The following is a 13,922-nucleotide window of genomic DNA, read 5'->3' as shown; positions in this document are numbered from 1 at the left end:
GGAAGATGAAGGAGCGTTCGAGGGGACTCATCAGCCGGGGTGACTTCCTGAAGGGGGCCGGAGCCGCAGGGGTGGCGGCCGGGGCCGGGTTTCTCGGGCCCGTGGCCGTCGCCGATACCGGGCGCGGCATCTACGCCCGCCCGGAGGAGACCGGCTGGCAGCCCAAACAGCCGCCGATCTCGACGCCCTGGACCGACAGGGTCTCACCGGAGAACGTACATCCGGAGTACCCGAGGCCGCAGATGGTGCGCCGCGAGTGGCTGAACCTCAACGGTGTCTGGCAGTTCGCCGCCGCGAGCGAGGGAGAGGGGCCGCCGGTGGGCCGCGACCTCCCAGAGCGGATACTGGTCCCCTTCCCCGTCGAATCGGCGCTCTCGGGGATCATGCGCCACGAGAGCCGGATGTTCTACCGCAGGCGCTTTCTCGTCCCCGAACGCTGGGGTATCGGAAGGCGCGGGCGACGCCTGCTGCTGCACTTCGACGCGGTGGACTACGAGACGAAGGTCTGGGTGAACGGGCACGCGGTGGGTGGGCACCGGGGTGGCTACGACCGGTTCACCTTCGACGTGACGGACGCGCTGCGCACCGGCAGGAGCGGGCACCCCGAAGGTGAGCAGGAGCTTGCCGTGGAAGTCTACGATCCCACCGACGACGGCGGTCAGCCGCTCGGGAAACAGCGTCTGTACGCCCTGCAGAGTCCCGGCGGGATCTTCTACACCCCCACCTCCGGCATCTGGCAGACCGTCTGGATGGAGCCGGTACCGACGACGTACATCGAGCGTCTCGAGATGAGGCCGGAGGTCGGGTCGGAAACCCTGTGGCTCACCGTCCGCGCCCGGGGTTCCGCGGGCGCGCGCGTCGAGGCCACCGTCTACGAGGGGAAGAGACGCGTCGGCTCGGTCACGGGCCCGGCGAACCGCCCCCTCAGGCTGCGGGTGTCCGACCCGCGTCCCTGGTCCCCCGACGACCCCTTCCTCTACGGCCTGAAGGTCGGGTTGCTGGAAGGCAGGGGCGGAGAACACGCGGCCGACGAGGTGGAGAGCTACTTCGGGATGCGCTCCGTCTCGCTCGGAAAGGTGGGCGGGAGGCCGCATATCCTCATAAACGGAGAGTTCATCTTCCAGCTCGGGCCGCTCGACCAGGGGTTCTGGCCGGACGGGATCTACACCGCCCCGACGGAGGACGCGCTCAGGTTCGACCTCGAGAAGACCCGGGAACTCGGCTACAACATGGTGCGCAAGCACGTCAAGGTCGAGCCCGACCGCTGGTACTACCTCGCCGACCGGCTCGGGCTGTTGGTCTGGCAGGACATGCCCTCTATGCCGACCGGCCGCGAGCCCACACCGGCCGACCAGGAGGAGTTTCTGCGGGAGCTCAGGCGGATGGTCGACGGCTACCGCAACCACCCTTCGATCGTGATGTGGGTGCCCTTCAACGAGGGGTGGGGGGAGTTCGACGCCGCCCGCGTCTCCAGGATGGTCTCCGGCTGGGATCCGAGCCGTCTGGTGGACGAGATGAGCGGCACCAACGTCTGCGGCTGTGCGGGGGACGACGGTGACGTGCTCGATTTGCACAACTACGTCGGTCCCGGACCCGCCCCGCAGCCCGACGACGGGCGGGCCTCCGTGGTCGGGGAGTTCGGTGGGCTTGGTCTTCTGGTCGAGGGACACCTGTGGACCGAGAAGGGAAACCACGCCTACGAGACCGAGACGAGCCCTGCCCAACTGACCGAACGCTACGCCGGGCTTCTCGGCCAGGTCGAGAGGCTTGAGAAACGCTGCGGCCTCTCCGCCGCCGTCTACACCCAGACCACCGATGTGGAGACCGAGATCAACGGTCTCCTCACCTACGACCGGAAGGTTCTGAAGCCCGACGTCGGACGGGTGCGGGAGGCCAACCACCAGGTGATAGCCGCCTCCGGCAGCGTCGAGAAACCCCAACCCCCGCCGCCCGGCACGCCCGGTCTCACCGGCGTGGGCTTCTGGCCGTTCGAGGAGGGGAGCGGGTCCTCCACCGCAGACGCCTCGGGCAACGGGCACACCGCCACGCTCGTGAACGGTCCCGACTGGACCGACGGACGTACGGGTCTTGCGCTGCATTTCGACGGGCAGAACCAGTGGGTGGACACCGGCGTGAGCATCCTGGATACCACCGGCAACTACAGCGTGGCCGCCTGGGTCCTGCTCGACGACAGTGACGGCTTCCACACCGCCGTCAGCCAGGACGGCGAGAACGCGAGCGAGTTCTTCCTGCAGTACTCGGGGGCCGACGACCGCTTCGCCTTCAGCACCGTCTCCGGGCGGGCCCTGGACAGAGAGCCACCAGAGACCGGGCGGTGGTACCACCTGGTCGGGGTGAGGGATGCGTTCCACAGCAGGATCAAACTGTACGTCGACGGCGACCTGGTCGGCATGATCGGCTACTGCCCCGGCGAGGCCGCCCCGGGACACACGGTCATCGGACGCGCAAAGTACGGCGGGCAGCAGGTGGACTTCTGGTCTGGTCGGATAGACCAAGTCCACGTCTACGACCGCGCCCTCTCCACCCCCGAGGTCAGGGAGCTCTACCGGTCGGGGAGGTGACTCAGGCGTCGTAGAGGCCGTGGCGCCGGTGCCACTCCTCGAGCGAGGAGTCCGGGTACCTCTCGAAGTGCCGCTCCCCCTCTCCTTCCGGCACCTCGACCCACGGGGCCTTGAAGTCGAGCATGATGTGGTAGCGCTCCGGGGGCTTCGGGAGCGGCGTGTCGATCGCCGAGGCGAAGGGGTGCACCAGCTCCGGCCAGCGCGGGTCGTAGAGCCACAGGGCGCTGCCACAGCGGCCGCAGAAGTGTCGCCAGGCCGGGCTCTCCTCGTAGTTCTCCGGGTCTTCCGGATCGTAGAGTTTGGCGTGGAAGGCGGTGACGTTCTCCCTGCCCTCGACCTCGAGCGTACGGTAGTCCGCGCCGAGGTTTATCGCGAAGCCGCCGCCACCGGCCGTCTTGCGGCAGATGCTGCAGTAGCACGCCTGATACGGGTATGGACTCTGCGATTCGACGGTGAACCGTACCGCCCCGCAGTGGCATGAACCCGTGAGCCTCATGTTCCTCCTCTCGTCCGGACCGTACCTCGCTTTGATGGTAGCCTGTAACCGACGGGTTTTCGCTGGCCGTCCCGGCGGGTAGATAAACCGTTAAACATACGGTGCGGATATCAAAACCAGAAGCGGGAGGTGCGATAACGTGACATCTCAGACGGGCACGCCGGCCGTAAGAGCCGAGCGCTGGCACGCCCTGGCGCAGCAGCTGCGGGCGGACTCCGTGCGGGCGAGCCACGCGGCGGGCTCCGGGCACCCGACGTCGTCGATGTCGGCGGCGGATCTCATGGCGGTGCTGCTCGAGAAGTACCTCGTCTACGACTTCGACGATCCGGACAACCCGGGCAACGATCACCTGATCTTCTCCAAGGGCCACGCCTCGCCGCTGCTCTACTCTATGTACAAGGCCGCCGGCGCGATCACCGACGAGGAGCTTCTCACCTTCCGCAGGTTCGGGAGCCGTCTGCAGGGGCACCCCACTCCGGCGATCCCCTGGGTGGACGTGGCGACCGGCTCGCTCGGACAGGGCCTCCCGATAGGCGTCGGGGTCGCTCTCGCGGGCAGATACCTCGAGAAGCGTCCCTACCACGTGTGGGTGCTCTGCGGCGACTCGGAGATGGCCGAGGGCTCGATGTGGGAGGCCTTGCAGCACGCCTCCTACTACAGGCTCTCCAACCTGATCGCCATCCTGGACATGAACCGTCTCGGGCAGACCCGCGAGACCATGGACGGCTGGCACGGCGAGCACTACGAGGCCCGCGCCCGCGCCTTCGGCTGCCATACGATCACCATAGACGGCCACGACGTCGAGCAGATAGACCGCGCCTACGCCGAAGCTCTGGAACAGGATGAGAAGCCGACCTTCATCATCGCCAGGACCAGGAAAGGGCGCGGCGTTTCCTTCGTCGAGGACAAGAACGGCTTCCACGGCAAGCCGCTCGACCCCGAGCGGGAAGAGGAGGCACTGCGGGAGATAGGCAGCCAGGGGAATATCGTCGTCGAGGTGAACAAACCGGAGACGGCTCCGACGAACGGCGGCGCGGCTCCTTCGGGCGCCCTGGAACTGCCCACCTACGAAGTCGGCTCTTCCGTGGCGACCCGCAAGGCGTACGGCGAGGCGCTGAAGGCGCTCGGTGCCGCCCGTCCCGAGGTCGTCGCACTCGACGGCGAGGTCTCCAACTCGACCCACTCCGAGGAGTTCGCCGATGCCCATCCCGACCGCTACTTCGAGATGTTCATCGCCGAGCAGCAGATGATCGCGGCGGCCCTCGGGCTCAACGTGCGTGGATACGCGCCCTTCGCCTCCACGTTCGCGGCCTTCCTGACCCGGGCCTACGACTTCATCAGGATGGCCTCCATCTCCGAGGGGGACATCAGGCTCTGCGGCTCGCACGCGGGTGTTTCGATCGGTCAGGACGGCCCCTCGCAGATGGGGCTCGAGGACATCGCGATGATGCGCGCGGTGCACGGCTCGACCGTCCTCTATCCCTGCGACGCCAACCAGACCGCGAAGCTCGTCGCCGAGATGGCCGACACGAAGGGCATCAGCTTCATAAGGACCACCCGCGGCAATACCCCGGTGATCTACTCCCCGGATGAAGAGTTCCCGGTTGGCGGCTCCAGGGTCCTGCGGTCCTCCGACGAAGACGCCGTCGCGGTGGTGGCCGCCGGAATAACGGTGCACGAGGCCCTTGAGGCCGCCGACGAGCTCGAGAAGAGCGGCATCCACGTCAGGGTCATAGACGCATACTCGGTGAAGCCGATCGACGCCGACACCCTGCGCGAAGCCGCCCGCGTCACCGGTGGCAGGCTGGTGGTCGCCGAGGACCATCACCCCGAAGGCGGGCTCGGCGAGGCCGTACTCTCGGCTCTCGCTGAGGACGGTGACGCCCTGCAGTTCCGGCATCTCGCCGTCAGGAACATGCCGGGCTCCGGTACCCCGGACGAACTACTCCACGAGGCCGGTATAGACGCCGAGGGCATCGCCGCGGCCGTCCGTGAACTCGCCGTGCTCTCCGGGTAGGCTCTCTCCCGGCCCGGCGCCAACCCTAAATCCTGGGCCATCGGGAGCCCGATGGCCCAGGGGCGTTGCTTGATTTGACAAACGGGTTCAAATAGATATAATATCTGGCTCTGGGGAGCTGAAAGCCCTACCGATCTCTCGGGAAAACGGCTCGGATGGAAACCCGCGTAAGCCGGCTCGTTGCCGGATGTGATCTCCTTCTCTTCTGGAGGCGCAAAAAGGATTGCGCGGGAGGCTCCCGCGGGTAAAAAGAGAACTGCAACCCGAACACAGATTTTATACCACGAGGAGGGAAGATGGAAAAGACCAGCGAGCGGCGGACGGTAAACAGGGAGGAGGCTCCGGGGCTGCTCCCGAGCTACTTCGCGCACATAGACACCGGTCCTCTCCTGACCCACCAGGAGGAGATAGAACTCTCCAGGAGGGCCAAGAAGGGTGACAGGAGGGCCCGCCAGAGGCTGATAGAGAAGAACCTCAGGCTTGTGGTCTCGGTGGCGAAGAAGTACCGGGGGATGGGGCTGCCCTTCGAGGATCTCATCCAGGAGGGCAACATCGGGCTGATGAAGGCGGTGGAGAAGTTCGACCCCGAGCGGGGCTACCGCTTCTCGACGTACGCCACCTGGTGGGTCCGCCAGGCCGTGCAGCGGGCGGTTGCGGACAAGGGGCGCACCATCCGGGTACCGGTGCACATGACCGAGAAGATAAGGAAGATGGCCCGGGCGTACAACGAGCTCTCCGCCGAGCTCGAGCGGGAACCCACCGACGAGGAGGTGGCTGAGAGGGTCGGCTGGACGCCGGAAGAGGTGCGGGACGTGAAGAGCGCGATGCCCGACGCCACGAGCCTCAACCAGCCCTTGAGCCAGGAGAAGGACGCCTCCGAGATCGGGGAGTTCATCGAGGACGAGGCCGCCTCGAACACCCCGGAGAGGGTCGTGCAGGGCATGGAGGCCGCGCGCATCGGTGAGATGATCCGGCGCCTGCCCGAGCGCAACCGCTACGTCCTGATCCGTCGCTACGGCCTCGACGACAGGAAGGCGGCCACGCTCGCCGAGCTCTCGGACGAGCTCGGGGTCTCGCGCGAGCGGGTGCGGCAGCTGCAGCGTGAGGCCGAGCAGATGCTGCGGGCCGGCGAGTTCGGCGGCAACGGTACGAAGCGCTCGAGCAGCGCCGCGGCCTGAGCGCCGATCCAACAGGGACGAAGAGAGGGGCCCCGCCAGGGGCCCCTCTCTTCGTGCTGCGGCTTTTACGCTTCCAGGAGATCAGGAGGGAATTTCGAGCACGATCTTTCCCATCCCGCTTCCCTCTTCCATGTGGTTCATGGCGGCGGTCGTCTCCTCCAGCGGGAAGGTGCGGTCCAGCAGCGGCTCGAGACCCTTTTCGGAGTAGAGCTTCAGCATCGCCTCGAACTCGCGGTTCGTGCCCATGGCGGTGCCGAGCACGTCGAGCTGTTTTAGGAAGACGCGGGGCATCGTGAGCGAGACCTTGGGGCTCGCGGTCGCCCCGAACGTGACGATCCGACTCCCCGGTCTGGCCAGCGCGAGCAGCGCGTCGAAGATCTCCCCCCCGACCGAGTCGACCGAGAGGTCCACTCCCCCGGTCATCTCGCGCAGCGTGCGCGACCAGTTCTCGTCCTCGTAGGTGACCCCGCCCTCGGCGCCGAGCTCTTTCGCCTTCTCGACCTTCTCTGCGCTCGAGGAGGTGACGAAGACGCGCCCGCCGAGGGCGGAGGCAAGCTGCACGAGGAAGGTGGCGACGCCGCCCCCGACGCCGGGGATGACGACGGTCTCGCCCGGCTGGAGGTTGCCCCGGGTCACGAGCGCCCGGTACGCGGTCAGCGCGGCGAGCGGAACCGCCGCCGCCTGCTCGTGGGTGAGGTGGGCGGGTTTCTCGAAGACGTTCTCCGAGGGCACCTTTACGAGCTGGGCGAAGGTGCCATCGTCGGGGAGACCCAGGATGCGGTAGTCCCTGCCGGGTATGCGCTCGTCATCTCCCCAGTAGAGTGCGGGGTTTATCACTACCTCGCTCCCCTCCGGCGGGAGCCCGCCGGCGCCGTCGCTTCCGTGCGCCACGACTTCGCCCGAGCCGTCGGAGCCGGGTATGACCGGCAGGGCCTCGGACCTCGCGCCGGGGTAGAGCCCGCGCGTCACGAACACGTCGCGGCGGTTCAAAGCTGCCGCGCGCAGCCGGACGAGCGTCTCTCCGGGGCCGGGTTCGGGGTCGGGGGCTTCTTCGTAGGCGAGGCTCTCCGGGCCTCCGAGCTCGCGCAGGATCACTGCTTTCATGCATCCTCCCTCTTCGTGGAAAGGTCACGCCACACATTATTGCCCGGAGGCAGGAGAAGAGTAACCGCCGGGGCGCCCCGAAAGACGCCCCGGCGCCGGAAGAGCAAAGCCTTACTGACCCCTGCGGCTCGGCGCTATGGCCTGCACACCGGTTATCTCGCGCCCGACGATCAGGGACTGCACGATGTCGGTGCCCTCGTAGGTGTAGACGATCTCCATGTCGGCCAGGTGCTTGCCTACCAGGTATTCAAGGAGGACGCCGTTGCCGCCGAGGATGTCGCGGGCGTCGGCGCAGATCTGCTTGGCCTTCCTGGCGACGCTCATCTTGGCGAGCGAGGCCATCCCCTCGGTCATCTTGCCCTGGTCGAAGAGCTGGCCGAGCCTGAGGCACATCAGCTGGATGTGGGTGAGCTCGGCGAGCATGTTCGCCAGGCGGTTCTGGATGAGCTGGTAGTTGGTGAGGGGCCGGTAGAAGACTTTGCGCTCCTTAGCGTACTGCAGCGCGGCCTCGTAACAGGCGAGGGCATGCCCGACGCCCTCCCAGGCGACGCCGTAGCGGGTCGCGGTGAGCACCTTAGAGGTGTCCTTGAAGGAGTTTGCGTGCTCGAGTTTGTTCTCGGCCGGAACCCGGGCGTCTTTCAGCTCGACCTCCGCCTGCCAGACGGCCCTCTTGCCGGTCTTGCCGGTCTGGACCCTCGTCGAGAGCCCCTCGGTTCCCTTCTCGACCAGGAAACCCTTGACCTGCCCGTCCTCCGCGTCGCGGGCCCAGAAGACGATCACGTCGGCGAAGGAGGCGTTCCCGATCCACTTCTTGTGCCCGTTGAGGACGTAGTGATCGCCGTCGCGCACGGCGCTCGACTCGAGCGCGACCGCGTCGGAGCCGTGCTCGGGCTCGGTGAGCGCGAACGCCCCGATCTTCTCCATCCGCGCCATCTGCGGCAGCCAGTGCTGCTTCTGCTCCTCACTGCCGAGGATGGCGATGGAACCCATGGCGAGCCCGGAGTGGACCCCGAAGAAGGTGTTGAGGCTCCCGTCCCCCCGCGCGAGTTCCGCTCCCACGAGCCCCTCGGCCACGTGGCTCATCCCCGGACACCCGTAGCCTTTTATGCTGGTGCCCGCGATCCCGAGCTCGGCGAACTTCTCCACGAACTGGAACGGAAACTCTGCCTTGTCCCAGTACTCGTTTATGACCGGGATGACCTCCCGGTCACAGAAGTCCCTGACCTTCTGCCGGACCTGCCGCTCCTCGTCCGTGAGCAACTCGTCCAGAAGGTAGAAATCGGTCCCCAACGAGCTCGATACGTCAGCAATCACCAGAACTCTCCTCCTTCGCGATCCTCTCTCGTCGACAGATCACTCTACCACGCCCCCGCAGACCAGCAGGGTTCCTTGAAACTATCATACGTGTTATTATCATCTGTGACAACATTCTACAGGGTCAGGGAGAGGTTGTCACATGCAGAAGGAGCAGGAGGCTGGCACGACCTACGTCGGGGGCGAGAAGAGACCGGCGCTGGTCGAGACGCTGTACGAGAGGACGGTGGCGGATCCGGAGAAGGCTGCGTTCGTGCGCAGGGAGGGGGGAGAGTGGCGTCCTCTGAGCTACGGGGATTTCTGGCGGCGGGTGGAGCGCTTCGCCTCGGGTCTCGCCCGGCTCGGGGTCGGGAGGGGGTCGAGGGTCGCGATCGTCTCGGGCAACCGTCCGGAGTGGCCGATCGGTGACCTCGCCGTGCAGAGCCTCGGGGGCGTCGTGGTGCCGGTCTACCCGACGCTGGAGGAAGAGCAGATCGGGTACATCCTCGGGCATTCGGGTGCGGGCGTGGCGATCGTCGAGGGGGAGGAGCTGCTGCGCAAGGTGAGGGAGGCCGGGGAGGGCCTTTCGCACCTCGTCTCGATGGAGGGGGGTACTGGGGTGCTCTCCTTCGGGGAGGTCGAGGCGCTCGGGGAAGAGGAGCCGCTCGGGGATGCCTGGGAGGAGGGCTGGCGCTCTCTGCGGCGGGAGGACGTGGCGACGGTGATCTACACCTCCGGGACCACCGGGCGGCAGAAGGGGGCCGTTCTCACCCACGGCAACATCCTCTCCAACCTGGAGGGGATCCGGGATGCGCTCCCGGTCGTGCGCGAGGACGTCTTCCTATCGTTTCTGCCGCTCTCGCACGTCTTCGAGCGCACCTGCAGCCAGTTCCTCTCGCTGTACGTCGGCGCGACCACCTACTACGCCGAGTCGATGGAGAAGATCCCGGAGAACCTGCGCGAGGTGAGGCCCACCCTTATGCTCTGCGTGCCCCGGCTCTACGAGAAGATGTACGAGCGGGTGCGCGAGCAGGGAGAATCGGGCGGGCCGCTGCGCAGGGCCCTCTTCGAGCGGGCGGTCGAGGCCGGCAGGGAGAAGTACCGCCTCGAGAGGGAGGGGCGGGAGCCGGGGGCCCTGCTCAGGGCCCGGCTCGCGCTCTACGATAAGCTCGTCTACCGCCGGGTGCGCGAGGCCACCGGTGGCAGGGTGCGCTGCTTCGTCTCCGGCGGGGCCAAGCTCGAGCAGGAGGTCGGCGAGTTCTTCTACGCCTGCGGGATAAGGATAATAGAGGGGTACGGTCTCACCGAGACCTCGCCCGTCATCTGCTGCAACCGGCTTCCGGTCCCGCGCTTCGGGGCCGTCGGGCCGCCGATCTTCGGCACCTCCGTCAGGATCTCGGAGGAGGGGGAGATACAGGTGAAAGGTCCCGGGGTTACGGGCGGCTACCTCGACGACGAGGAGGCCACCCGCGAGGCGTTCACCGAAGACGGGTGGTTCTGCACCGGAGACATGGGAGAGCTCGACGAGGATGGGTGCCTCCGGGTCACCGGACGTCTCAAGAACATCCTCGTGCTCTCCACGGGGAAGAACGTCGCGCCGGAGCCGGTCGAGGCGGCGATCGCCGCGCAGCCCCACGTTTTGCAGGCCGTGCTCGTCGGGGACGGGAGGAAGTACGTCGCGGCGCTCGTCGTCCCCGACTACGACGCCGTGCGACGGACGCTCGGCGTGGACGACGGCGGGGAAAGACTCGCGCGGGACGAGCGCTGCCGGGAGATCGTCGGGCGGGAGATCGAGGAGGCCTGCCGCCGGTTCGCCCCCTACGAGCGGCCCAAGAAGTTCGCGCTGTTGCCGCGCGAGCTCTCGGTCGAGGAGGGGGAGCTCACCCCGACGCTCAAGGTCAGGATGCACGTGGTGCGCGAGCGCTACGCGAGGGAGATAGAGAGCCTCTACCAGTCGTAGGCTCCGAGGAAGGGGGAGGATGCCCGATACGACCACCACGGGGAGCGGGAAGAGAGCCGGGAAAGCCCCGGCGAGCCCGCGGGACATACTGCTCAGCGAGGTCAAGACCCGCAGCATCTTCCCGCTTCTCATCCTGCACTTCGTCCGCAGGAAGCCCGAGTACGGCAACAGCATCATCCAGCAGATAAAGGAGCTCTCCGGTGGGTCGATGAGCGTCTCGCCGAACACCGTCTACCCGCTCCTGCGGCGGCTGGAGGAGAAGGGGTACATCGTCGGGGAGTGGGAGAAACCCGAGACCCGCAGCCGGCGCTTCTACACGATCACGCCGAGGGGGGAGCAGAAGTACGCCGAGATAAAAGAGCGCTTCGAGGAGCATCTGCTGCGGGTCATAGAGGTGGCGCAGCGGCTGCACGAGGAGATCTATGGCTGAACCGGAGTCGCTCGCGAGCCGGCTCTTCAGGATCGGGATGAACTTCTACCCCGCCTACCGGGGGACGGGAGGCAGGGTCATGCGCATCTCCGGCGACTGGCGGGAGGTCGAGATCCGGCTGCCGCTCGGATGGCGCACGCGCAACTACTTCGGCACGATCTTCGGCGGCAGCATCTACGCCGCGGTGGACCCCTTCTACGCGCTGATGCTCATCAAAAACCTCGGCAGCGGGTACATAGTCTGGGACCGGGCGGCGAAGGTCCTCTACGAGAAGCCCGGCCGGGAGACGCTCTACGCCCGCTTCCGGCTGAGCGGGGAGGAGGTCGAAGCCGTCCGGAGGGCCGCGGAGGGCGGGGCGCCGGTGGAGCGGACGTACCCCGTGGAGCTGAGGGATGCCGCCGGGGTGGTGCACGCCCGGGTGGAGAAGACCGTCTACGTGAGGAGGAAGCCGGTCTCCGCAGGGGATCGGTCGCAGGACCAGTCAGGAGGAGGCAGATGAGACACATACGCAGGGTAGCGGTACTCGGGGCCGGGACGATGGGCGCGGCGATCGCCGCCCACTGCGCGAACGCCGGGCTCGAGGTCGACCTGCTCGACATCGCCGCGGAAGGCGAGGACAGGAACGCTGTCGTGAAGGCCGGCTTCGAGCGGATGAGGAAGGCGCGGCCCGCGGCGCTCATGAGCGGGCGGGTCGCGGAGCGCATCCGCCTCGGGAACTTCGAGGACGACCTCGGGCGCCTCTCCGAGGCCGACTGGGTGGTCGAGGCGATAGTGGAGAGGCTCGAGCCCAAGCAAAAGCTGTGGGCGAGGGTCGAGAAGCTGGCGCCGGAGAGGGCCGTCCTCTCCTCGAACACCTCCGGGATACCGTTGCACAAGATCGCCGAGGGCCGCAGCGAGGGCTTCAGGAGGCGCTTCCTCGGGACCCACTTCTTCAACCCGCCGCGCTACCTGAAGCTGCTCGAGATCATCCCGACCAGAGACACCGACCCCGCGCTCGTCGAGGAGGTGCGCACCTTCGGGGAGCGCGTTCTCGGCAAGGGCGGTGTGATCGCCAAGGACACCCCCAACTTCATCGGCAACCGGCTCGGCAGCTTCTCGGGGATGAATTCGATCCGCTACTTCCTCGAGAACGGCTTCGGGATCGAGGAGGTCGACGCGCTGACCGGTCCCCTGATCGGACGCCCCAGGACCGCGACCTTCCGGCTGATGGACCAGGTGGGGCTGGACATCGCGGTCGGGGTAGCGGAGAACCTCTACGAGCTCGTCCCGGAGGACGAGTCGCGCGAGCAGCTCAAAGTCCCGCCGCTTCTCAAGGAGATGCAGGAGAGGGGCCTGCTCGGCATCAAGACCGGCGGGGGGTTCTACAGGAGGACGAAGCGCGACGGGAGGACCGTCTTCGACGTCCTGAACCTCGAGACCTTCGAGTACGAACCGCCGGAGAACCCGGAGGTGCCGCTCGCGGAGGAGGCGTGGAAGCAGGGGGATCTCGGGGCGAGGCTGCGCTTCATCATGCACAAAGCCGACGAGGATCGCCACGCCCGCATGCTGCGCGACACGATCCTTCCCGACCTCGCCTACGCCTCGCGGCGGGTGCCGGAGATCTCGGACACCCTCGAGGACGTGGACCACGCGATGGAGTGGGGCTTCGGGCACGAGGCCGGGCCCTTCCGGACGTGGGACCTCCTCGGCGTCAGGGAGACCGCAGAGCGGATGCGATCGCTCGGCATCGAGGTCGCGGGCTGGGTCGAGGAGATGCTCTCCTCCGGCAACGAGAGCTTCTACAGGAAGGAGGGCACGAAGGAGCTGCAGTACAGCCCGCTCTCGAAGCGCTACGAGCCGGTGCGCGAGGACCCGCTGAAGATATCGCTCGATGCCCTGCGCGAGGAGGGTAAAGAGGTTGCGCGCAACGACTCGGCGAGCCTGCTCGACCTCGGGGACGGGGTGCTCTGCTACGAGATCCACTCCCGGGCGAGCGCCATCGATCAGAAGGTGGTGGAGATGGGCTGCCGGGCGCTCGAGGAGCTCGAGAGCGGGCGCTGGGAGGCGCTCGTCATCGCCAGCGAGGCGCGCAACTTCTGCGTCGGGGCGAACCTGGGCGAGATCGCCCACGCCGTGAAGAACGGCGCGCTGGAGGAGGTGGGGCGGAGTATCGACGCACTGCACGGGCTGCTCATGGGCTTCCGCTTCGCCCCGAAGCCCGTCGTCGCCGCCCCGCACGGGCAGACGCTCGGCGGGGGGGCCGAGATCTGCCTGCACTCCGACCGTGTGGTCGCCGCGGGCGAGACGTACATGGGCCTGGTGGAGGCCGGGGTCGGCCTCATCCCGGCCGGGGGCGGGACCAAAGAGATGGTCAGGAGGCTCGTCTCGCGCGAGATCACCTCGTCCTCCGTGCCGCCGCTGCCTTATCTGCAGCGGGCGTTCGAGACGATGGCGACGGCGAAGGCCTCGACCAGCGCGCTCGAGGCGCGCGAGCTCGGCTTCCTCGATGAAGACGACCGCGTCGTGATGAACGCGGACCATCTCGTCCACGCGGCCAAAAGGGAGGCGCTCGAGCTCGCCGACGGATACGTTCCTCCCGTTCGCGAGAAGAGCGTCTACGCCGCCGGGCCCGCCGCCCGCGCCGCGCTCGAGCTCGCGGTGCGCACCATGCAGTGGGGCCGCTACGCGACCGAGTACGACGGCGTCATAGCCTCCAGGCTCGCGTGGGTGATGACCGGCGGGGACATCACCGGCCCGCAGTGGGTCACCGAGGAGTACATACTCTCGCTGGAGAAAGAGGCCTTCCTCGATCTGCTCGGGAACGAGAAGACGCAGGAGCGGATAGCGGGGTTGCTGAAGACCGGGAAGCCGGTCCGAAACTAG

10 protein-coding genes are annotated in these 13,922 nt (G+C 67.3%); 7 read left to right on the top strand and 3 right to left on the bottom strand.

All coding sequences use genetic code 11. The features are described 5' to 3' along the window. Positions 1-5 precede the first annotated feature (5 nt). Entirely contained in the window at positions 6-2,582 is a 2,577-nt protein-coding gene (locus tag PJB24_RS03160; RefSeq protein ID WP_273842617.1) for a LamG-like jellyroll fold domain-containing protein, read from the top strand. 1 nt (position 2,583) lies between these two features. Here PJB24_RS03160 and PJB24_RS03155 read toward each other — a convergent pair whose 3' ends face one another. Continuing rightward, positions 2,584-3,078 (bottom strand): GFA family protein, encoded by a 495-nt coding sequence (locus PJB24_RS03155; RefSeq protein WP_273842615.1) that lies wholly within the window; start codon positions 3,076-3,078, stop codon positions 2,584-2,586. A gap of 139 nt (positions 3,079-3,217) precedes the next feature. Between PJB24_RS03155 and PJB24_RS03150 the strand changes: the two genes are divergently transcribed. Both PJB24_RS03150 and PJB24_RS03145 read left to right on the top strand, forming a co-directional pair. Next, positions 3,218-5,095 (top strand): transketolase, encoded by a 1,878-nt coding sequence (locus tag PJB24_RS03150; protein WP_273842612.1) that lies wholly within the window; start codon positions 3,218-3,220, stop codon positions 5,093-5,095. 296 nt (positions 5,096-5,391) lie between these two features. Next, positions 5,392-6,273 (top strand): sigma-70 family RNA polymerase sigma factor, encoded by an 882-nt coding sequence (locus PJB24_RS03145; RefSeq protein ID WP_273842611.1) that lies wholly within the window; start codon positions 5,392-5,394, stop codon positions 6,271-6,273. 81 nt (positions 6,274-6,354) lie between these two features. Here the strand turns inward: PJB24_RS03145 and PJB24_RS03140 are convergent, their stop codons facing one another. Both PJB24_RS03140 and PJB24_RS03135 read right to left on the bottom strand, forming a co-directional pair. Beyond that, positions 6,355-7,377: a zinc-binding dehydrogenase gene (locus PJB24_RS03140; protein WP_273842609.1), complete on the bottom strand. Its 1,023-nt coding sequence runs from the start codon at positions 7,375-7,377 to the stop codon at positions 6,355-6,357. Between the two features lie 111 nt (positions 7,378-7,488). Beyond that, positions 7,489-8,691 carry an acyl-CoA dehydrogenase family protein gene (locus PJB24_RS03135; RefSeq protein ID WP_273842606.1) on the bottom strand — a complete coding sequence of 401 codons (1,203 nt, stop codon included), beginning with the start codon at positions 8,689-8,691 and terminating at the stop codon, positions 7,489-7,491. Between the two features lie 142 nt (positions 8,692-8,833). On the opposite strand from PJB24_RS03135, the gene PJB24_RS03130 reads away from it, so the two are divergent. The 4 genes from PJB24_RS03130 to PJB24_RS03115 are packed head-to-tail and all read left to right on the top strand — an operon-like array spanning position 8,834 to position 13,922. Continuing rightward, positions 8,834-10,630, top strand: coding sequence for an AMP-dependent synthetase/ligase (locus PJB24_RS03130; protein ID WP_273842604.1), 1,797 nt, complete (start codon positions 8,834-8,836; stop codon positions 10,628-10,630). Positions 10,631-10,649: 19 nt separating this feature from the next. After that, a complete protein-coding gene (locus PJB24_RS03125) occupies positions 10,650-11,060 on the top strand; it encodes a PadR family transcriptional regulator (RefSeq protein WP_273842602.1) in 411 nt (136 codons plus the stop codon). Continuing rightward, a complete protein-coding gene (locus tag PJB24_RS03120; protein ID WP_273842601.1) occupies positions 11,053-11,559 on the top strand; it encodes a DUF4442 domain-containing protein in 507 nt (168 codons plus the stop codon). Before PJB24_RS03125 ends, PJB24_RS03120 begins: the two co-directional genes overlap by 8 nt. Continuing rightward, positions 11,556-13,922, top strand: coding sequence for a 3-hydroxyacyl-CoA dehydrogenase/enoyl-CoA hydratase family protein (locus PJB24_RS03115; protein ID WP_273842598.1), 2,367 nt, complete (start codon positions 11,556-11,558; stop codon positions 13,920-13,922). Before PJB24_RS03120 ends, PJB24_RS03115 begins: the two co-directional genes overlap by 4 nt.

Origin of the sequence: Rubrobacter calidifluminis (assembly GCF_028617075.1) — a bacterium.
GTDB classification, from domain to species: domain Bacteria; phylum Actinomycetota; class Rubrobacteria; order Rubrobacterales; family Rubrobacteraceae; genus Rubrobacter_E; species Rubrobacter_E calidifluminis.
This window is presented reverse-complemented; position numbering and strand designations above follow the sequence as displayed.